The 18,950-nt window shown below is 71.1% G+C and carries 21 protein-coding genes; 11 read left to right on the plus strand and 10 right to left on the minus strand.

What is annotated here, in order from left to right:
* Positions 1–14: 14 nt before the first annotated feature.
* The 6 genes from JIN95_RS07400 to JIN95_RS07425 form a co-directional block, all read right to left on the minus strand.
* Positions 15–581 (minus strand): hypothetical protein, encoded by a 567-nt coding sequence (locus tag JIN95_RS07400; protein ID WP_095636839.1) that lies wholly within the window; start codon positions 579–581, stop codon positions 15–17.
* A gap of 111 nt (positions 582–692) precedes the next feature.
* The gene (locus tag JIN95_RS07405) at positions 693–935 is read right to left on the minus strand and encodes an Rdx family protein (RefSeq protein ID WP_095636838.1); all 243 of its coding nucleotides are present in this window, start codon (positions 933–935) and stop codon (positions 693–695) included.
* 50 nt (positions 936–985) lie between these two features.
* Positions 986–2,074 carry a HAMP domain-containing sensor histidine kinase gene (locus JIN95_RS07410; RefSeq protein ID WP_095636837.1) on the minus strand — a complete coding sequence of 363 codons (1,089 nt, stop codon included), beginning with the start codon at positions 2,072–2,074 and terminating at the stop codon, positions 986–988.
* Positions 2,075–2,164: 90 nt separating this feature from the next.
* Positions 2,165–3,568, minus strand: coding sequence for a heme o synthase (locus tag JIN95_RS07415; protein WP_095636836.1), 1,404 nt, complete (start codon positions 3,566–3,568; stop codon positions 2,165–2,167).
* A gap of 129 nt (positions 3,569–3,697) precedes the next feature.
* The gene (locus tag JIN95_RS07420) at positions 3,698–4,147 is read right to left on the minus strand and encodes an adenylyltransferase/cytidyltransferase family protein (protein WP_200530976.1); all 450 of its coding nucleotides are present in this window, start codon (positions 4,145–4,147) and stop codon (positions 3,698–3,700) included.
* Positions 4,144–4,665, minus strand: coding sequence for a Mov34/MPN/PAD-1 family protein (locus JIN95_RS07425; RefSeq protein ID WP_095636834.1), 522 nt, complete (start codon positions 4,663–4,665; stop codon positions 4,144–4,146). The genes JIN95_RS07420 and JIN95_RS07425 overlap by 4 nt, the downstream gene beginning before the upstream one ends.
* Positions 4,666–4,814: 149 nt before the next feature.
* On the opposite strand from JIN95_RS07425, the gene JIN95_RS07430 reads away from it, so the two are divergent.
* On the plus strand, positions 4,815–6,761 hold the full coding sequence (locus tag JIN95_RS07430; protein ID WP_200530977.1) for an OB-fold nucleic acid binding domain-containing protein: 1,947 nt from the start codon (positions 4,815–4,817) through the stop codon (positions 6,759–6,761).
* Between the two features lie 43 nt (positions 6,762–6,804).
* Here the strand turns inward: JIN95_RS07430 and JIN95_RS07435 are convergent, their stop codons facing one another.
* Both JIN95_RS07435 and JIN95_RS07440 read right to left on the minus strand, forming a co-directional pair.
* Positions 6,805–8,571 carry a phospholipase D-like domain-containing protein gene (locus JIN95_RS07435; RefSeq protein WP_200530978.1) on the minus strand — a complete coding sequence of 589 codons (1,767 nt, stop codon included), beginning with the start codon at positions 8,569–8,571 and terminating at the stop codon, positions 6,805–6,807.
* A 54-nt stretch (positions 8,572–8,625) separates the two neighbouring features.
* A complete protein-coding gene (locus tag JIN95_RS07440; protein WP_200530979.1) occupies positions 8,626–9,999 on the minus strand; it encodes a HEAT repeat domain-containing protein in 1,374 nt (457 codons plus the stop codon).
* A 144-nt stretch (positions 10,000–10,143) separates the two neighbouring features.
* Between JIN95_RS07440 and JIN95_RS07445 the strand changes: the two genes are divergently transcribed.
* Positions 10,144–11,028, plus strand: a complete 885-nt coding sequence (locus JIN95_RS07445) for a carbon-nitrogen hydrolase family protein (RefSeq protein WP_200530980.1) — start codon at positions 10,144–10,146, stop codon at positions 11,026–11,028.
* Positions 11,029–11,101: 73 nt separating this feature from the next.
* Entirely contained in the window at positions 11,102–11,650 is a 549-nt protein-coding gene (dpsA, locus tag JIN95_RS07450) for a DNA starvation/stationary phase protection protein DpsA (protein WP_200530981.1), read from the plus strand.
* A gap of 100 nt (positions 11,651–11,750) precedes the next feature.
* On the opposite strand, the gene JIN95_RS07455 is transcribed toward dpsA, so the two are convergent.
* Positions 11,751–12,188 carry a DUF5809 family protein gene (locus JIN95_RS07455; protein WP_200530982.1) on the minus strand — a complete coding sequence of 146 codons (438 nt, stop codon included), beginning with the start codon at positions 12,186–12,188 and terminating at the stop codon, positions 11,751–11,753.
* A 36-nt stretch (positions 12,189–12,224) separates the two neighbouring features.
* Complete coding sequence (locus tag JIN95_RS07460) at positions 12,225–12,746, minus strand: DUF5810 domain-containing protein (RefSeq protein WP_095636828.1); 522 nt, start codon at positions 12,744–12,746, stop codon at positions 12,225–12,227.
* Positions 12,747–13,287: 541 nt separating this feature from the next.
* Here JIN95_RS07460 and JIN95_RS07465 point away from each other — a divergent pair.
* From JIN95_RS07465 to JIN95_RS07500, 8 genes are all read left to right on the plus strand, one after another.
* The gene (locus tag JIN95_RS07465) at positions 13,288–14,532 is read left to right on the plus strand and encodes a translation initiation factor IF-2 subunit gamma (protein WP_095636827.1); all 1,245 of its coding nucleotides are present in this window, start codon (positions 13,288–13,290) and stop codon (positions 14,530–14,532) included.
* 1 nt (position 14,533) lies between these two features.
* Positions 14,534–14,953: a DUF188 domain-containing protein gene (locus JIN95_RS07470; protein ID WP_095636826.1), complete on the plus strand. Its 420-nt coding sequence runs from the start codon at positions 14,534–14,536 to the stop codon at positions 14,951–14,953.
* Positions 14,954–14,972: 19 nt separating this feature from the next.
* Positions 14,973–15,548, plus strand: a complete 576-nt coding sequence (locus JIN95_RS07475; protein ID WP_095636825.1) for a DNA-directed RNA polymerase — start codon at positions 14,973–14,975, stop codon at positions 15,546–15,548.
* On the plus strand, positions 15,548–15,745 hold the full coding sequence (spt4, locus tag JIN95_RS07480; protein WP_004047158.1) for a transcription elongation factor subunit Spt4: 198 nt from the start codon (positions 15,548–15,550) through the stop codon (positions 15,743–15,745). Before JIN95_RS07475 ends, spt4 begins: the two co-directional genes overlap by 1 nt.
* A 40-nt stretch (positions 15,746–15,785) precedes the next feature.
* Positions 15,786–16,364 carry a DUF359 domain-containing protein gene (locus JIN95_RS07485; RefSeq protein WP_095636824.1) on the plus strand — a complete coding sequence of 193 codons (579 nt, stop codon included), beginning with the start codon at positions 15,786–15,788 and terminating at the stop codon, positions 16,362–16,364.
* A 95-nt stretch (positions 16,365–16,459) separates the two neighbouring features.
* Positions 16,460–16,768 (plus strand): 30S ribosomal protein S24e, encoded by a 309-nt coding sequence (locus JIN95_RS07490; RefSeq protein WP_095636823.1) that lies wholly within the window; start codon positions 16,460–16,462, stop codon positions 16,766–16,768.
* 7 nt (positions 16,769–16,775) lie between these two features.
* Positions 16,776–18,536, plus strand: coding sequence for a bifunctional N(6)-L-threonylcarbamoyladenine synthase/serine/threonine protein kinase (locus tag JIN95_RS07495; protein ID WP_200530983.1), 1,761 nt, complete (start codon positions 16,776–16,778; stop codon positions 18,534–18,536).
* An 88-nt stretch (positions 18,537–18,624) separates the two neighbouring features.
* Positions 18,625–18,918 carry a DUF5808 domain-containing protein gene (locus tag JIN95_RS07500; protein WP_095636821.1) on the plus strand — a complete coding sequence of 98 codons (294 nt, stop codon included), beginning with the start codon at positions 18,625–18,627 and terminating at the stop codon, positions 18,916–18,918.
* The last annotated feature ends 32 nt before the right edge of the window (positions 18,919–18,950 follow it).

Consider the following 18,950-nt stretch of genomic DNA (forward strand, 5'->3'; position numbering starts at 1 on the left):
GTCGCGCGTGGCCGTCACGCGTCGGCCTCCTCGCGTCGCCCCGGGAGCAGCCGCCGCGCCAGCGCCCCCAGCCGCTTGTACGCGAGGTTGACGTACAGCCCCGCGAGGAAGACCGTCCCGGCGACGAGCGGGAAGTCGGACGTTCCCTCCCCGAGGATGACTCCCGACAGCAGGTAGATGCCGACGCCGAGCGGCAGGGCGGCGGGCAGCCGGAAGTTGTACCGGAGCAGGTCGCCCGCCGAGCTGTCGAACTCGTCGATCAGCGCCGTGAAGACGAACCCCAGCGCGCCGAACAGGCTGAACGCGTACACGTACGACGGAACGACGCCGTCGGCGATCCGGTTCAGCTCCGCGAACGGGACCTCGTACGCGACGACCGTGCCGGCCACGAGGAGGACCGTCAAGAGCAGGTCCACCCCGATCACGGCGAGCCCGACCCGCGACCGGTACCACACGCGGCGCGTCCACTCGCGCTCGGTCGGCGCCCGGTCTTCGGCATCCCGGTCTTCGGTCCCGCCGTCCGCGGATTCGGCGGCGCGCCTCCCGTCGTCGTCCGGACCGCCGACCGATCGATCCGTCATCGATGCGAATTGTTAGCGTGCCGTAATAAACGTGTCCCGGCCGGCGTCGCGCGTCCCGGCCGGCGTCGCGCGTCCCGGCCGGCGTCTCCCGATCGCGCGGACGTAGAGCGTCTACGCGGCCGCGCTGACGTGCGGTTTGACCGCGCGCACGATGGCGTCCACGTCGTACTCGTCTTCCGTCTTGTCGAAGACGACCTCGCCGTCCGCGCGCACGACGAACACGCCGTCGTCGCCGGTCACCAACGCCACCTCGTCGATCTCCTCGCCGAACTGCTTGAGGATCGCCTCCGAGACGTCTTGGGCGCGATTCAACATGCCGCACGGGACGCAGTACTCGACTTCGATGCGTGTCATACGTCCCCGCTTCGCGCCGAACAAACTAAAAACACACCGCGTCTCGGTCGTCATCCCTCCGATCGCCGGTCGACCCCGGTGATCTCGAACCGCGTACCGTCCTCGCCCCCGCCGCCGATCCGCAGCTCCCAGTCGTGTGCCTTTACGATCCGGTCCACGATCGCGAGTCCGAATCCCGTTCCGTCGGGCGACGACGTGAACCCGGTCTCGCGAACCCGGTCGACGTGCTCTTCGGGGATGCCGACGCCGTCGTCCTCGACGTAAAAGCCGTCCGCGCCGTCGAGCGCGCCCACCCGAACGGTCACGTCGCTGCCGCCGTGTTCGACGCTGTTCCGAAAGAGGTTCTCGAAGACGTGCGACAGCCGGTCGCGGTCGGCCCGCAGGGTCATCGATCCGTCCACGCGGAGCGTCGCGTCCGCCGCGTCCACGCGCGACCAGCACTCCCGCGCGCACTCGGCGAGCCCGACGTCGTCGACGTCGTCGACGACCTTCCCCTCGCGGGCGAGCGTCAGCGTCTCCTCGATGATCTCGTCCATCCGATCGAGCGCGGGCTCGATCTCGGCCAAGTGCTCGTCGTCCGGGTGCGCCCGGTACGCGAGGTCGAACCGACCGCGGACGACGTTGAGCGGATTCCGGAGGTCGTGTGACACGACGCTCGCGAACTCCTCGAGCCGGTCGCGCTCGTTGCGGAGCTCGGCCTGCCGGATCCGGCTCCGCTCCGCCGCGACCTCGCGCTCGATCGCTCTCGCCTCGAACAGCCCGATGAGCAGCCCGATACCGCCGCCGAAGCCGACCGCCCAGCGAATCCAGCCGAACACCTGAAACGCGGATTCCGTCGGCAGCGTCGCCATGAAGCCCGCGTTGACGAGGAGAAAGCCCGCCGCGCCCGCGACCCACCAGCGGTTTATCCGTCGATACCGCGGCGAGGAGAGCTCCGACCTCGGGGCCCAGTAGATCACGTACCCGACGCCGAGCACGACCGCTATCGAGGAGAGGAATCCCACCCAGTAGCCGCCGGGGAGGGAAACGAGCCCAGCCGCGATGACCGCGGCCTCGGCGACGTGTGAGAGGAGGAGCACGACGCTGAGCCCCCAGACGGGCCACAGCGAGCGTACGGCTGTGCTCGACGTGTCGGCCATTCAATTACGCCACCTTCCCTGCGAAGGCATATAAACCGCATCGGCCCGGCTATCATCGCCGATACCGTCGACGGGTCTCCGAACCGCCGCTCAGACCACGAGCGCGTCGAAGACGACGGCAAAGAGTAGGAGGCCGAGGTAGGCGTTCGACGCGTGGAACGCGCGGAACGCCGCCGACTCGGTCTGTTCGTAGTGGAGCCGGACGACGGTCCAGAGGAACAGCGCGCCGACGGCGACGCCCACGGCGGCGTAGAGCGCCCCCAGCGGCTCGGCGACCGCCGCGAGCGCGACCGCCGCGACGAGCGTCGCGCCGAGGTACCAGACGATGTGCCGGCGTGTCGTCGTCTCGCCGCGCACCACGGGCATCATCGGGAAGCCGCCGCGCTCGTAGTCGTCCTTGTAGGCCAACGCGAGGTTGTAGAAGTGCGCGGGCGTCCACAGGAAGATGATCGCGGCGAGCAGCAGTCCGCCGCCCCCGATCTCGCCGGTCACCGCGGCCCAGCCGATGAGGGCCGGGAGCGCGCCGGCGGCCCCGCCGATCACGGTGTTCTGCACCGTGTTCGGCTTCAGAACGAGGGTGTACACGACGCTGTAAAAGGCGATCGCGAGCAGCCCGAGCGCCGCCGTCAACGGGTTCACCGTCCAGAACAGGGCGAGCGAGACGACCGTGAGAAGCCCCCCGAACGCGAGCGCGTGGGGCACCGGCACGAGGTCGGTCGCCAGCGGGCGGTCGTTCGTGCGCTGCATCCGCTTGTCTACGTCGCGTTCGAACACGTGGTTGAACGTGCCGGAGGCGCCGATCGAGAGCGCGCCGCCGACGAGGGTCGCCGTCACGACGCGGGGGGTGAACCCAGCCCCGCCGGCCAGCGCCATCGCGGCGGCGGCGACCAGACAGAGCAGCCACATCAGCCGCGGCTTCATCAGCCGGAAGTACGCCGCCGCGGTCGCCTTCAGCCGCGGGACCGCGGCGGTCGGCACGTCGGCCTCCGGTGCCTCCTCGACCGGCGGGAGGTCGTCGGTCCCCGGCTCGAAGTCGGCGGGCGCGTCGTCCGGGTCGCCCGTCTCGGCCTCCAGCCACCACGCGAGTCCGGCCAGCACGGCCGCGAAGATGGCCACGCCGAGGAGGAGGTGGACGGAGCCGAGCGCGGCCGGGAGCCCGCCGACGGCGACGAGCGCGCCCACGCCGGCCTGGGCGGGGTACACGATCAGCGCGAGGGTGAGCGCGGCCCGGATCCGTCGGCTCGCGCCGTCGAGCCACGCGAGGGCGGCGGAGAGGGCGACGAGGACCCCAACGGCGACGGCGATCAGGCGGTGGCCGAGCGCGATCCAGCCGGCGGTCTCCGCGGGGAGCTGGGCGCCGGTCCCGCAGGCCGGCCACCCCCCGCAGGCGGCGGCCGCCTCGGTGAGCGAGGTCGTGGCACCGACGACGACGAGGAGGTAGACGCCCATCGCCGTCGCGGCCAGCACCGCGGGGAATCTGTCGGGGACTGTCACTGGCGGAAGTTGGGCGCCGGTCCATATATGTCCCGCGCTTCGTCGAATCGGAGCCACGCGACGGTCACACGACTGCGGTCGCCCCGGGACCCGCGCCGTCGTCACGTCTTGTCCGAGTCCGCGCCGTCGTCACGTCCCGTCGGAGCCCGCACCGCCGCGCTCCCAGAGAACCCGATCGACGATGTCGCCGCTGGAGAGCAGTTCGTCCTCGTACCGCGGGTCCCGGGCCGAGGCGCGTTCGACCCGGCAGTCGATGCCGCGTTGGGCGAGCGCGTCGGCGATGTCGGCCTCGTCGTGGTGCTGGTCGAACCCCAACACGATCACGTCGGGGTCGAGGCGTTCGATGGGGACGAACACGTCCTCGGGGTGCCCGAGGTGCGCCTCGTCGACCGCGTCGAGCGCGGCGACCATGTCGCGGCGCTGCTCGGCACAGAGGATCGGCGCCGGCTTGTGGGTGACGTTGGCGCGGCGGGCGACGATGGCGTGGAGCTCGTCGCCGTACGTCGCCGCGTCCTCCAGGTAGTGGACGTGGCCGGGGTGGAGCAGGTCGAAGGTCCCCTGCGCGACGACCCGCGTCATCGGAACCACGAGAGGAAGCCCCCGCCGTCGCGTCGCTCCTCGCCGAGCTCGCGGTCGATGTCCTCCTGCGTGAAATCGAAGAAGTGCTCGTCGGGGACCTCCACGTCGAGCACGTCGAGGGTCGTCTGTCTCCCCTCGTTGTCGAACGCCTTCCAGTCGCCCCACCCGTACGGCGCGCCGACGATGATGTGAACGCGTCCCTGTCCGAACGTCGCGAGGTCGGCGTCGCTCGGGCGGAGCGCGCCGTTCGGGTGGGAGTGGACCGAGCCGACCGCACGCATGTCGTTCGGCTTCATGTGGGTGCGGACGCTCGCGCTCGTCGGGTTCGACTCCGTGCCCGGGATGACGAGCACGTCGGTGATCACCTGTCCGTCCCGGTCGAGGTCGAGCTTCCGGGCGTCGTCCGCGCGGAGGAACCCCATGTACTCGTCGGGGTGGCTCTCCTCGCTCGCCTCGAGGACGAACTCCATGGTCTCCCGGGCGATCCCGAGGAGCTCGTCCGAGCGGAACAGTCGCATACGCGACGGGAGGGTCCGTCGCCCCATATGGATTCCGGACCGCGGGGCGGCGGTCGACGATCCGCCGGGATCGCGGCCGAACTCCGATGCCTGACGCGGCCGAGACGCGAGAGAACAGGCTTAACACCGCCCGTTCCCGATGAGCGTCCATGAGCGAGAACACCGCCGGGGATTCCGGCACGCGGGGCGATTCGAGCCCCGAACTCGACGCCGACGCGGCGGAGGGGGCGGCCGACGACCGGCCGACCGTCTACGATCTGGCACCGGACTGCACCCTCGAAGACGCCGAGGTCGACGCGCTGTACCACGCCGAGGTCAACGGCGTCGTCGACTACGGGATCTTCGTCGACGTCTCGGACGCCCTCTCTGGGCTCGTCCACGAGTCGAACCTCGACGGCACCTACGCCGTCGGCGACCGGCTGGTCGTCCGGCTGACCGAGGTGAAGGAGAACGGCGACGTGGCGTTCGACGACGAGGACCTCGACGACTACCGCACGGAGACGGTCGCCCACGAGCCGACCGTCTCCCGGGTCCGCGGGCTCGCGCCCGGCGACGAGGTCACGGTCGAGGGGGAGATCGTGCAGGCGAAACAGACGGGCGGCCCGACGATCTTCGCCGTCGCGGACGCCTCCGGCGTCGTCTCCTGTGCCGCCTTCGAGGAGGCCGGCGTCCGCGCGTACCCCGAGGTCGAGGTCGGCGACATGGTCCACGTCAGCGGGACGATCGAGACCCGCGAGAACGCCCTCCAGCTGGAGGTCGACTCGCTGAAGCGGCTCCCCGAGGAGCGGGCGACCGAGGCCCGCGAGCGGTTCGAGGCGGCCCTCGACGAGCGCGCCGCGCCCGCCGACGTCGACCCCCTCGTCGAGTGGGAGGCGTTCGAGCCGATCCACGATGACCTCCGCGAGCTCGCCCGGCTGCTCCGTCGCACCGTGCTCGCCGGCCGCCCGATCCGCGTCCGGCACCACGCCGACGGCGACGGGATGTGCGCCGCGATCCCCGTCCAGCTCGCCTTGGAGAACTTCGTCCGCGACGTGCACGAGGACCCGGACGCGGCCCGCCACCTGTTCAAGCGGCTCCCGAGCAAGGCGCCGTACTACGAAATGGAGGACGTGACCCGCGACCTCAACTTCGCGTTGGAGGGCCGCGCCCGCCACGGGCAGAAGCTCCCCTTCCTGCTGATGCTCGACAACGGGTCGACCGAGGAGGACGTGCCCGCCTACGAGAACCTTGCGCACTACGACATCCCCATCGCGGCCGTCGACCACCACCACCCCGACCCCGAGGCGGTCGAGCCGCTGCTCGACGCCCACGTCAACCCCTACCTCCACGACGAGGACTACCGGGTCACGACGGGGATGATGTGCGTCGAGCTCGCCCGCCTGATCGACCCGTCGATCACCGAGGAGCTGGAGCACGTCCCGGCCGTCGCCGGGCTCTCCGACCGCTCGAAGGCGGAGGCGATGGACGACTACATCGCTCTCGCCGAAGACGCCGGCTACGACGAGTCGGACCTGCTCGACATCGGCGAGGCGCTCGACTACGCCGCCCACTGGCTGCGCTACTCCGAGGGGAAGACGCTCGTCAACGACGCCCTCAACGTGGGCTGCGAGGACGAGGAGCGCCACGAGGAGCTCGTCGAGTTCCTCTCCGAGCGGGCGGACCGCGACGTGCAACGCCAGCTCGACGCGGTCGACGACCACGTCGACCACGAGCGGCTCGCCTCCGGCGCGCACCTCTACCGCATCGACTTGGACGAGTACGCCCACCGGTTCACCTACCCCGCGCCCGGGAAGACGACCGGCGAGCTCCACGACACCCGCGTCCAGGAGACGGGCGACCCGGTCATCACGATCGGCTACGGCCCCGACTTCTGCGTGCTCCGGTCCGACGGGGTCCGCCTCGACATCCCGAACATGGTGACCGAGCTGAACGAGGAGCTCCCCGAGGCGGGCGTCTCCGGGGGCGGTCACCTCGTCGTCGGCTCGATCAAGTTCGTGAAGGGCCGGCGGAGCGAGGTCATCGAGGCGCTCGTCGAGAAGATGGCCGGCGCGGAGATCGACGAGGCGCTCTCGTCGACGGCCGTGATCGACGACTGACGCGGGTCCGCCGGCGTTTCTCAGGCCCCTTCTCACAGCCCTGTTACGCGAACGCCACCTCGCGTCGCGCGACGCCCGCGGCTCCCGCGAGCGCGACCCCCAGCCCGCCGAGCAGCCCGACCGGCAGATGGACGCCGCCGCCGCGCCAGTCGGCGGCGTACGCGCGGGCGTAGAAGTCCGCGACCGACTCGTCTTCGACCGCGAGCAACACCTCCCTGTTCTCCGTCGCCGCGCCCTCGTTCCAGTTGAGGCTGCCGACCACGGCGGTGTCGTCGACGACGAGCCCCTTCGCGTGGACCTTCCCGAACCGGCCCCTCGGCTCGGCGATCGCCACCTCGATCGGCTCGTCGGCCAGCGCCGCTCTGAGCGCGCGGTTCGTCTCTCGGTCGTACCACGCGCCGGACACCAGGAGGTGCACGTCGACGCCGCGGTCGGCCGCTCGTCGGAGCGCGCGAACGATCCGATCGTCCGGCCCGCCGGTCCGCGGGACCACGGCCAGCACGCGGTCGTCGGCGGCGTCGATCCGCGCGACCAGGCGGTCGGCGGCGTTCCCCGGCGCCGTCAGGAGCTCGACGTCCGCCCCCGTCGCGCTCGGCGGTTCGAACCGCGTCGGATACGACGCGTTCGCCGTCCCGGAGCCGTGGAACTCGGTGTCGCTCCGGAACGACGACCACGTCCGGGCGTCGGGTGCCGTCGCGTCCTCTCGGAAGAGGGCGGCGAGGTCGTCTGCGGCCGTCTCGTCGTCGACATCGCCGCCGGTCGCCTCGCCGCCGTCCGACGACCCGGACTCGCCGGTGACGACGCCCCAGCCGCGGTTGGTCCGCCCGCCCGTCCCGGACGCCTTCCAGTTCTCCGTGAGGACGACCGCGCGGTCGTCGGTCACCGCGTACTTCGCGTGGTGGAAGCGGAACCGTTCGGGGTCGGCGTCGAGCACCCGGACCTCGACCCCGGCGGCCGCGATCCGGTCGAGGAGCCGCGCGCTCCGCGCGGAGAAGCCGCCGACCGGCGACCCCTCGACGAGGACCCGCACCTCGACGCCGCGGTCGGCGGCCGCGACCAGCAGGTCGGCGACGCGCTCCGACTCGAGCGTGTAGCCGGCGAGCAGCAGCCGGTCGTCGGCCGCGCGGAGCGGCTCGACGGGAACGTCCGGGCTGTCCGGCAACACGAACGGCCTCACGGTCGCGTTCGCGGTTCGCATCGCCGCCCGCGGCTCGTGGCCGCGTGGCCGCCACTCGCCCCAGTCCGCGCGCCAGCGGTGCCCCTCGGGCGCGCGGTCGTACTCAACCGCGGCGACCGCCGTCCCGTTTCGCCTGAGCTCGATCCGGTCGCCGGACGCGGCGAGCGGGAAGTGGTCGTCGAGCGTCCGGAGCTCCGGGTCGCCGACGCCGCCGGTGCCGGCGACCGTGGTCCCGTCGTCGAGCAGGGGCGTCGAGTTCGCGGGATCCATCGACAGGGCGACGACGCCGCTCGCGTTCGCCGGAATATCCGCCTCGTAGTAGCCGTCGGAGAGCGACCAGTTCCCGCGCTCGGGGAGTCGAACGACCAGGTATTCGCCGCGGTTCCCCGCCGCTGTCGGATTCGGGAACAGCTCGAGGATCCGCGGCTGCTCCGCCACGAGCGTTCGGTTCGCCGTCCCGTCGCTCGACTGCGCGACGGCGCCTCCCGGATCGGTTCCCGCGGCCTCTGAACCGATCTCGGTGCCCGCCGCAGCGGCGACCGGCACGGCGGTCGTCAGGACGAGCAGCGCGAGCGCGACGGCGGCGGCGCTCGTAACCGAGCCGCTCGCGAGACGGGACGGTTCGGGCGACACGGAGTGTCTGCCCGCGGCATCAGATAAGAAAGGTCGCTCGGATCGGGGTCGCCGTCAGGCGGTCGGCGCCGCCTCGTCGAGCGCGCGCTCGGCCTTCTCGGCCTCGGTGGAGACGATGAAGGAGTGCTCGTCGCCGTACTCGGCGACCGCTTCGAGCGCCTCGCGCGTGCCGATCTGTCGGAGCGCCCACCCGGCGGCGGCCCGGACGTCGTCGGAGGCGTCGTCGGCGAGCGCGTCGGCGAGGGGATCGATCGCGCGCGTGTCACCGATGAGCCCGAGCGCGCGGGCGGCGTGGGGGCGCACGAGATCCTCGGTGTCGCCCTCGGGGTCAAGCTGGTTCGCGAGCGGCTGGACGGCCTCCGTCGCGCCGATCTCGCCGAGCGCCTTGAACACGACCTTCTGGAGCTGCGGGTTCGAGTCCTCAGAGACGTACTCCACGAGGGTCTCCGTCGCCTCGGCGGCCGCCATCTTCCCGAGGATGCGGACGGACGGCTGGTCGCGCTTCTCGGCGCGGCCGAGCAGCTCCTCGACCGACGCCTCGGTCTTCCCGCGCTTCCCCATCCGCTCGAACGCCTCGAGGCAGTGGCGCTCCATGAAGTCGGACTGCAGGGAGTCGAGCGCGAGCAGGATCATGTCGACGTTGCCGCGCTTCTCGTGCTCCTTCAGCGCGGCCCACTCGACCGGGTAGTCCTTGTAGTGGCCGAGCACGTCGTAGTACCCCTGTGCGCGGAGCTGCTCGTGCGTCTCGAGGTCGTCCCACTCCTCCGCGTCGTCGAGCCCCGCCTCGAGACCGTCCGTCGCGTCGAGCAGCGCCGCGATCGTTTCGGCGTCGTCGTCGGGGTCGAGACCAGCGTCCGCGACCGCCTCGGCCACCGCGTCGAGCGCCTCGACGAGGTCGTCGATCCCCTCGTGACTGGGGAACGAATCGACGGAAACCGACTCGGACGCCGCCTCGACGAAGGCGTCCACGGCGTCGGCGGCGTCGTCGCGCCCGTCCGCGGTCCACTCGGTGTCTTCGAGCGTCGACGCGGCCGCCTCGATCGCGTCGATCACGTCCTCGGCGTAGGGCCCTCGCGCCTCCTCGACGCCGTCGCGGAGCTCCGCGATCCGGTCTTCGAGGTCGCCGCGCGGGTCGTCGGCGTCGTCGTCGTCCTCGTCCGGTTTCGGGAGATCGGCCTCGTCGAGCCCCGCTTCGGCGTCGTCGAGGAGCGCCTCGACGTCGTCGAGATCCGCCTCGGTCTCGGCGCCGTCGAGTCGGCCCGCGATCTCGTCGAGGTACTCGTTCAACGAGTCCTCGGTCACTTCGTCGGGAAGCGTCGGCGCGGCGGCCGCGTCCGTCGACTCGCCGGCGCCGCCCGCCTCCTCCGCGTCGTCCGCGGCGTCGGCCCCCTCGGAGGCGTCGGCCGGGTCGTCGTCGCCGTTGCTCATACACCACGAACTGCGCGCGTAATCCATTAAGACGTTTCCCTTCGCCGGCGGGGCGAGCGCGACCACGTCGCGGAGACGACGAGGTCGCGCTCGCCCGGACGCGACGACCCCGCCCTTTAGCCCCCGCCTCGCCAACGTCTCCCCGTGACCGAGACCGACGACACCGGCGCGGGACCGACGGTCGCCGTGCCGCAGATCCCCGTCGACGACTGCGCCGTCGAACGGAACCTCGACCGGATCCGCGACCGCGTCGCCGCCCTCCCTGACCGGGTTGACATCGCCGTCCTTCCCGAGTACGCGCTCACGGGGTTCGTCGACGACGACCGGATCCGGGCGGTCGCGCTCGACAGGGACGCGGCGCTCGACCGACTGTCCGCTATCGCCGACGACACCGGCGTGGCGCTGACGGCGGGGTACGCGGAGCGCGACGGCGACGAACTGTTCAACGCGACCGCGTACGTGCCGCCGGAGGCGTTCACCGGCGGTTCGAGCGACCGCGACGGGGAGGCGACCGTCTACCGGAAGCGGCACCTCTGGGGCGAGGAGGCGGAGCGGATGGCGGCGGGGTCCGAGCGTGTCGTGGTCGACACGCCCGCGGGCCGGACGGGCCTGCTGACGTGTTACGACCTCAACTTCGTGGCGGAGAGCGCGTGGTTCGCCGACCGCTTGGTCGACGCGCTGTTCGTCCCCGGCGCGTGGCCCGCGGCGCACGTCCGGAACTGGCGGCTCCTCCTCAGGGCCCGCGCCCTCGACGGCGTGCGGTGGGTCGTCGGCGCTGGTCGGACGGGGAGCGCGGGCGGGAACGGCGACGGAGACGGTGGTGGCGACGGAGACGGTGGTGGCGACGGCGAGCGCGGCGACCGGAGCGAGCGTCGCCGGTACGCCGGCAACTCCCTCGTTGCGCGACCCGACGGTCGGGTCGCCGCGGAACTCGGTCGCGGCGAGCGGGACCTCGTCGCGACGCTGGACCGCGACCTGCTCGCCGATCAGCGCGACCTCGTCGGCGCCGTGTCAGATATGGAAAAATAGTTTTCCACATCAAAAAATCTGGTTGTTATTGTGAAAACTATTAAGTGGTCTGCGCGTGTACGTGTAGATAGACATGAGCACTCAGAAAGAGGCCCGACAGCGGTACGGCGACGTCCACGAGAGCGAAGCGCTGCGCATCCCCGAGGAGAAGGCGGAGCAGCTCGTCGACGCGCTCAACTCCGATCTCGCCGCGACGTACGTCCTCTACCACCAGGTGAAAAAGCACCACTGGCTCGTCGAGGGCGCGGAGTTCCACGACATACACGAGTACCTCGGCGAGGTCGCCGCGGACCTCGAGGAGGGCGCCGACGTGATCGCCGAGCGCGCGCAGGCGCTCGGGGGCGTGCCGCTCTCGGGCGGCGCGAACTACGAGGAGCACGCGCCGGTGAGCGCCGAGGACGCCGACGCCTACGACATCCGCACCTCGCTGGAGAACGACCTGGAGATCTTCGGCGACATCATCGAGCAGCTCCGCGAGCACATCCAGCTCGCCAACAACCTCGGCGACTACACCACCGAAGAGCAGCTCCGCGAGATCCTCGAAGGCGTCGAGGAACACGGCCACCACATCGAGCACTACCTGGAGGACGACACCCTCGTCAGCCAGGGCACGCTCGACTAGGCGTTGAGGGTCTCGCGGTAGCGACTTCTCCGTTTGCGGCCTCGAATTCCCTCGTTTTCTCTCCTGCGAGCGGCGGCCGTGCGGTTTGTAACTGGCCAGCCTACCGGCCGGACTCGTAGAACTCCTCGCGGTACACCCGCCCGAACGCGTTCCGGCGCAGGGTGCTGGCGGCCGCGTCGGGCTCCTCCTGATACGTCGCCGCGATCACGGTGTCGGCGAAGGGGATCGGGTGCCACACCACGTTGTCGACGTTTTCGGACCCGATTTGGACCACTTCGTCCTCGTCGAACGCGCTCTCGGCGAGCCACTCGTCGAACTCCCCCGCCTCGCCGACGTGGACCGCGAGCAGCTCGGCGAACGTCGCGTCGCGGGCGGTCCGGATCACCTCGGGCGTGACCCGCTCGTCGTACTCGTCGGCGTCGAACGACATCGCCTTCGTCGCCTCGCGGACGACGACCTGCGCGACCGGGCCGACCTCCTCGTAGCGTTCGAGCGCGTCGGCGCGGGTCTCCGGGGCGAACGTCCCTCTGGTCTCCATACCCGTCGTTCGCCGCCGACTGAAAAGGGCGTTCCGTTACGCGGACGAGTCGTCGCGGTCGTCGGAGCCGTCGGAGCCGTCGCTCTCGCTGTCCCCGTCGTTCGCGTCGCCTTCGCTCTCCCCGGCCTCCCGCGCCATCTCGCGGGCCTCGCGGATCGCGTCGGCGACCGCCGGATCGGTTCCGCCGTTTCCGCCGGTCGGGTTGACGGCGCCCCGGCCGCCGCCAGCGGCGTGGCCGTGGTCGGCATGGTCGTGGCTGTGACCGTGACCGGCGTGGTCGTGACCGCCCGACCCGACGCCGTCGTGCGCTCCGAGGTCGACGTCGGGACGACCGCGGTCGACGGTGTCCTCGAACACCTCGTGGTACTCGGCGTCCTCGGCGTGGGGCGTCACCTCGGCCGCGAGCGTCGCCGGCTCCCGATCGCTCCAGTCGGGGGCGTGGTCGTCGAGCCACGCCTCGTGGTCGCCGCCGTGTAGCATCGCCGTGAACGCGAGGTGATGCGCGAGGTGTTCGCCGTCGCGCTGGGGCGTCTCGCAGACGGGGCAGGCGTATCCCATGTCGGACGTGGGTTCGGTCGTGAGGCGTAAAGCCGCGTCGGACGTGGGTCGCTCGCGATCACCGATTCGTCTGAGGGTCGTCGCTGACGCCGACACGGTGAACGCGGATCTGGTTACGGCTGCTTTCCTGTACACGATCGGCACTGGACGGCTAACTCCGTCAAAGCCCCAGTCGGGAGGACTCGCATGACTCGCTGCGCTCCTCACTCGGTCGCTCACGCTGTTCGCTCTCTCGTTGCGGTGCTTGGTCGTCGAGCGTCGTCCTCTCGACTGCCCCTTTGAGTCCCACCCCGCACCGCACAGCGACCGCACCTCACGCCTCCCCAGCCTCGTCGGCCGGCGCTTATAAGCGCCGGCCGACTCCCTCACGCGTGCTGCTCGGCCGCAAAGCGGCCTCGCAGGCACGCGCCACCGCACCGTGTCGGTGGCTCCGGGCCCCTCGTCGCCGCCTCACCGCGCACGCCACCGCACCTATAACAGCAACTTTATCACTCGCACGGGGCGAATTTCGCATAAGACTACTCCGTTAGGAGGTCCAACAGTGACTGAAGCCAACACACAACCGGAGGTGAACATCGGTCTCGTCGGTCACGTCGACCACGGGAAGACGACGCTCGTGCAGGCGTTGTCCGGCTCGTGGACCGACCAGCACAGCGAGGAAATGAAGCGCGGCATCTCGATCCGGCTGGGGTACGCGGACGCGACGTTCCGGCGCTGTCCCGGCGTCGACGCGCCCGAGTGTTACACCGTCGACGAGGAGTGCGAGGACGGCTCCGCGAGCGAGCCGGTCCGGACGGTCTCGTTCGTCGACGCGCCGGGCCACGAGACGCTGATGGCGACGATGCTCTCCGGCGCCTCGATCATGGACGGGGCCGTCTTGGTCGTGAGCGCGACCGAGGACGTCCCGCAGGCGCAGACGGAAGAGCACCTGATGGCGCTCGATCTCATCGGCATCGAGAACATCGTCATCGCGCAGAACAAGGTCGACTTAGTCGACCGCGACCGCGCCGTCGACAACTACCGGCAGATTCAGGAGTTCGTCGAGGGCACCGTCGCGGAGGACGCGCCGATCGTCCCCGTCTCCGCGCAACAGGAGGTCAACCTCGACCTCCTCATCGACGCGATCGAGTCGGAGATCCCGACCCCCGACCGCGACCCGTCGGAACACGCGCGGATGTACGCGGCCCGCTCGTTCGACATCAACCGCCCGGGCGCGACCGCGGCGGACCTCAAGGGCGGCGTCGTCGGCGGCTCGCTCGTCGCGGGCGAGCTGTCGGTCGGCGACGGGCTGGAGATCCGACCGGGCCGCGAGGTCGACGAGGAGGGCCAGACGGAGTGGCGCCCCCTCGAGACGACGGTGCGCTCGCTGCAGGCCGGCAGCAACGACGTGGAGTCCGCCCGGCCGGGCGGGCTGCTCGGCGTCGGCACCGGACTCGACCCGAGCCTGACGAAGGGCGACGCGCTCGCCGGGCAGGTCGCCGGCGAGCCCGGCACGCTCCCGCCGACCCGCAACGAGTTCGAGATGCAGGTCGACCTCCTCGACCGCGTCGTCGGGAAGGAGGACGACGAGAGCGGCGAGAGCGACATCGAGGAGATCAGCACCGGCGAGCCGCTGATGCTCACGGTCGGCACCGCGACGACGGTCGGCGCGGTGACGAGCGCGCGCGACGGCGAGTGCGAGGTGAGCCTCAAGCGACCGGTCTGCGCCGAGGAGGGCGCGCAGATCGCGATCAACCGGCGCGTCGGCGCGCGCTGGCGGCTCATCGGCGTCGGGACGCTCTCGTAGCGTGACCGACGCCGCCCGCGAGGCCGACGGGACCGCCCACATCGAGGTCGTCGCGCTCGACGCGAGCGCCCTGATGGCGCCGGTCGAGGCGGACCTGCGGCTGTTCGAGGAGCTCGATCGGCTTCTCGGCGCCTACGAGGCCGTCGTCCCGGCCGCGGTCGTCTCGGAGTTAGACCGGCTGCAGGGCGGGAACGGCGAGGAGGCGACCGCGGCGAGCGTGGGCGCGGACCTCGCGACGCGGGCGGAGACGGTGGCAACGGACGAATCGTACGCCGACGACGCGCTGGTCGAGCTGGCCGCCGAGGGCCGGGTCGACGGCGTCGTCACCAACGATCGACCGCTGGCGAACCGGGTGCTGGAGGCGGGCGCACCAGTAATCGGTTTAAGGGGTCGGAACACACTGGCGATAACGGAACCCTAGCGGACGCGGACAACCAATCATGTACAAACGAGTTCGACTCAAGGATACGGTCGAGGTGCCGCCGAAACACCTGGCGGACGTCACCGACGAGCGGGTGAAAGCCCTGCTGCAGGACAAACTGGAAGGACGAATGGACGAGGACGTGGGCAGCGTCGTGAGCGTCATCGAGGTCCACGACATCGGCGAGGGCGCGGTGTTGCACAACCGCCCCGGCGTCTACTACGAGGCCGAGTTCGACGCGCTGACCTACGACCCCGACATGCAGGAGGTCGCCGACGGCACGGTCGTCGAGACGGTCGAGTTCGGTGCCTTCGTCGGCATCGGGCCGGTCGACGGCCTGCTGCACGTCTCCCAGATCACCGACGAGTACCTCACGTTCGACGGGGCGAACCAGCAGCTCGCCTCCTCGGACTCCGACAAGACCCTCGGCGTCGACGACGCCGTCCGGGTGCGCGTGGTGACCAAGAGCATCGACGAGCGCAACCCCCGCGACTCGAAGATCGGGCTCACCGCGAAACAGCCCGGGCTCGGCAAACACGAGTGGCTGGAGGGCCAGCGACAACACCGCGAACAGACCGGTGAGGAGGCCGACTGATGGCCGAGGACCGCCTGGCGTGCCGTGAGTGCCACCACGTCAACGACCCGGACTCCCAGACCTGCGAGCACTGCGGGTCGTCGTCGCTCACCGAGGACTGGGCGGGCTACGTCATCATCACCCAGCCCGAGGAGAGCCAGATCGCGGAGGAGATGAACGTCACGAAGCCCGGCTCGTACGCGCTGAAGGTCCGCTGACGGCGCAGAAGCGGTTCCCCCGAGGTCCCCGACCCACACTATGCTCACGCTCCCCGACTCCCTGCGCGACGCCTTCAAGGAGCCGCTCGGTCCGGTGACGACCGACGCCGCCGAACTGCTCGCCGGCGCCGCGGAGACCCGCGGCGAGCGGGTGGCGCCCGACGCCCCGATCGTCGCGGTCGGCGACGTGGTCACGTACCACCTGCGGGAGGCCGGCCGCGTCCCCGACGTCGCGCTGATCGACGGGAAGACCGAGCGCGAGGCGGTCGACGCCGCGATCGAGTCCGCACTCGCGGCCGCGGACGACCGCCGGATACGGGTGGAGAACCCCGCCGCGTCCCTGTCGGCGGAGCTGCTCTCCGCGCTCGCCGCGGCGCTCGCCGACGCCGACCCGGTCATCATCGAGGTGACCGGCGAGGAGGACCTGGCCGCCCTGCCGGCGATCCTCGCCGCGCCGGACGGTTCGAGCGTCGTCTACGGCCAGCCCGGCGAGGGGATGGTCCGCGTCCCGGTCACGCCGGAATCTCGCGCGGAGGCGCGCGAGCTGTTCGAGGCGCTCGACGGCGACGTCGAGGCCGCCTACGAGGCGCTCGGTCGGATCCCGGACGACGATCGGTGAGGATCGGGCTGAGACCGCCGGACGCTCGTCGCCGACGACACCCCCGCTTCGAAATCCTTTTACAGCTTTCGAGGGGATATACCCCTAACTGAACCATGGACGTCGATATCATCTCCGAGGAGGAGAACCCGATGTTGCACCGCACGGACATCCGTTTCGAGACGACCCACGAGGAGGCGACCCCCTCGCGGCTGTCGGTCCGCGACTCCCTCGCGGCCAAGCTCGACAAGGCCTCCGAGGAGGTCGTCGTTCACGAGCTGGACACGAAGTTCGGCATGCGGAAGACGGTCGGCTACGCGAAGGTGTACGACAGCGCGGAGGACGCGCTCGACGTCGAGCAGGAGCACATGCTCGAACGCAACAAGATCGGCGGCGAGGGCGACGCGGACGCCGAGGAAGCCTAACGGCCGAATGCGCGTTCTCGGCATCGAGGGGACGGCGTGGTGCGCGAGCGCCGCCCTGTACGACGCCGAGACCGACTCCGTTCTCATCGAATCGAACCCCTACGAGCCGGACAGCGGCGGCATTCACCCGCGCGAGGCCGCCGAGCACATGTCCGAGGCGATCCCCGAGGTCGTCGACGCGGCGCTGACCGCGGCCGAGGAGGAGTACGGGCCGGACGCGGTCGACGCGGTCGCCTTCTCCAGGGGTCCCGGACTCGGTCCCTGTCTCCGCACGGTCGGCACCGCCGCCCGGTCGCTCGCGGGGGCGCTCGACGTGCCCCTCGTCGGGGTCAACCACATGGTGGCGCACCTGGAGATCGGTCGCCACCGGTCAGGCTTCGAGAACCCGGTGTGTCTGAACGCCTCCGGCGCGAACGCCCACCTGCTCGGCTACCACGACGGGCGCTACCGCGTGCTCGGGGAGACGATGGACGCCGGCGTCGGCAACGCGATAGACAAGTTCACCCGCCACGTCGGCTGGGACCACCCGGGCGGCCCCAAGGTCGAGGCGGCGGCGCGGCGGTACGCGGAGGGGAGCGACGGGCTGGGGGGCCTCCTCGACCTCCCGTACGTCGTCAAGGGGATGGACTTCTCGTTCTCCGGGATCAGCTCCGCCGCCAACGACGCGTACGACGACGGCGTTCCGGTCGACGAGATCTGCTTTTCGCTGCAGGAGCACGTGTTCGCGATGCTGACGGAGGTCTCGGAGCGCGCCCTCTCGCTCACGGGCGCCGACGAGCTCGTGTTGGGCGGCGGAGTCGCGCAGAACGACCGGCTCCGCGAGATGCTGGCGTCGATGTGCGACGCCCGCGGCGCGCGGTTCCACGCTCCGGAGCCGCGGTTCCTCCGCGACAACGCCGGGATGATCGCCGTGCTGGGCGCGAAAATGGCGGCGGCCGGCGACACGCTCCCCGTCCGGGAGTCCGCGATCGACCCGAACTTCCGCCCGGATCAGGTGCCCGTGACGTGGCGGCACGGCGAGTCGGTCGCTCGCGGGCGCGCTCCCGGGAGCGACGACGGGACGGACGCCGACCGGCGAGGCGCCGAGGCGACGGTGGAGATCGTCGCGGCGGGGGGAGACAGCGCCGAGGCCGGGGCCGGCGCCGAGGACGGTGACGCCGCCGACCGCCGCGTGATCAAGCGCCGCGTCCCCAAGGAGTACCGCCACCCCGAGCTCGACCGGACGCTCAGGCGCGACCGGACCGTCGCGGAGGCCCGGCTGACGAGCGAGGCGCGCCGGGCGGGGGTGCCGACCCCGCTGGTGTACGACGCCGACGTGCCGAACGCGACGCTGACCCTCCAGCACGTCGGGGACCGCGACCTCGCCGCCGCGCTCGACGACGGGACGGAGCGCGCCGCCGCGGTCGGCCGGCACCTCGCGCGGCTCCACGACGCGGGGATCGTTCACGGCGATCCGACGACGCGGAACGCGCGGGTGTGGACCGACGCGCTTGGGGAGGGAGCGACGACCGAGGAGAGGGCGACGACCGGGGAGGAGGTGTTCGCCCCCGACGACCGGGCCGCGCTCATCGACTTCGGCCTCGCCTACCACACCGGTCACGTCGAGGACCACGCGATGGACCTCCACGTGTTCGAGGGGTCCGTTCGGGCGACCGCAACCGATCCAGACCCGCTGATCGAGGCGTTCGAGGCCGGCTACGCCGAACTCGGCGACGACGACGTTCTCGACCGGCTCCGCGACGTGCAGGGCCGCGGACGGTATCGGTGAGCGGTCGGCGGGGGAGCTGGGTGGCCGGCCCTCCCGAGCGACGCCGCGTTGCGCCACGCTTTATATGCCCGGCGGGCGATGTGCCGGTATGGCAGACAAACCGTCTTCGGGGGAGATCCTCGGGATCCCGTACAACTTCGAGCGGCCGAGCCTCGGTCGGCTGCTCTCGTCGTACTGGCAGCCCGGCAAGGGGATGTTGGTGGAGAAGCCGTTCGGCATCGGCTACACGCTGAACCTCGCGAACTGGCGGTCGTGGATCGTCCTCGCCGTCGCCGGCGGGCTCTACTACCAGCAGACGCAGTCGGCCGGAGCGGGCGGCGCGTCCGACGACGACGCGGCCGCGGACGACGAGCCGGTCGAAGTGATCGTCGACGACGACTGAGCGTCACCGACCAATCGCTACCGCCAACTGAT

The organism is Halorubrum sp. LN27 (assembly GCF_016635065.1).
In the GTDB taxonomy this organism is placed as follows: Archaea; Halobacteriota; Halobacteria; order Halobacteriales; family Haloferacaceae; genus Halorubrum; species Halorubrum salipaludis.

Bases quoted from the DNA above. Each gene is read 5' to 3' on its own strand.
- dpsA (WP_200530981.1), top strand. From the start codon at position 11,102: ATGAGCACTCAGAAAGAGGCCCGACAGCGGTACGGCGACGTCCACGAG.
- spt4 (WP_004047158.1), top strand. From the start codon at position 15,548: ATGGCCGAGGACCGCCTGGCGTGCCGTGAGTGCCACCACGTCAACGAC.
- JIN95_RS07440 (WP_200530979.1), bottom strand. From the start codon at position 9,999: ATGAGCAACGGCGACGACGACCCGGCCGACGCCTCCGAGGGGGCCGAC.
- JIN95_RS07400 (WP_095636839.1), bottom strand. From the start codon at position 581: ATGACGGATCGATCGGTCGGCGGTCCGGACGACGACGGGAGGCGCGCC.
- JIN95_RS07485 (WP_095636824.1), top strand. From the start codon at position 15,786: ATGCTCACGCTCCCCGACTCCCTGCGCGACGCCTTCAAGGAGCCGCTC.
- JIN95_RS07495 (WP_200530983.1), top strand. From the start codon at position 16,776: ATGCGCGTTCTCGGCATCGAGGGGACGGCGTGGTGCGCGAGCGCCGCC.
- JIN95_RS07490 (WP_095636823.1), top strand. From the start codon at position 16,460: ATGGACGTCGATATCATCTCCGAGGAGGAGAACCCGATGTTGCACCGC.
- JIN95_RS07500 (WP_095636821.1), top strand. From the start codon at position 18,625: ATGGCAGACAAACCGTCTTCGGGGGAGATCCTCGGGATCCCGTACAAC.
- JIN95_RS07410 (WP_095636837.1), bottom strand. From the start codon at position 2,074: ATGGCCGACACGTCGAGCACAGCCGTACGCTCGCTGTGGCCCGTCTGG.
- JIN95_RS07425 (WP_095636834.1), bottom strand. From the start codon at position 4,665: ATGCGACTGTTCCGCTCGGACGAGCTCCTCGGGATCGCCCGGGAGACC.
- JIN95_RS07455 (WP_200530982.1), bottom strand. From the start codon at position 12,188: ATGGAGACCAGAGGGACGTTCGCCCCGGAGACCCGCGCCGACGCGCTC.
- JIN95_RS07460 (WP_095636828.1), bottom strand. From the start codon at position 12,746: ATGGGATACGCCTGCCCCGTCTGCGAGACGCCCCAGCGCGACGGCGAA.
- JIN95_RS07475 (WP_095636825.1), top strand. From the start codon at position 14,973: ATGTACAAACGAGTTCGACTCAAGGATACGGTCGAGGTGCCGCCGAAA.
- JIN95_RS07420 (WP_200530976.1), bottom strand. From the start codon at position 4,147: ATGACGCGGGTCGTCGCGCAGGGGACCTTCGACCTGCTCCACCCCGGC.
- JIN95_RS07405 (WP_095636838.1), bottom strand. From the start codon at position 935: ATGACACGCATCGAAGTCGAGTACTGCGTCCCGTGCGGCATGTTGAAT.
- JIN95_RS07430 (WP_200530977.1), top strand. From the start codon at position 4,815: ATGAGCGAGAACACCGCCGGGGATTCCGGCACGCGGGGCGATTCGAGC.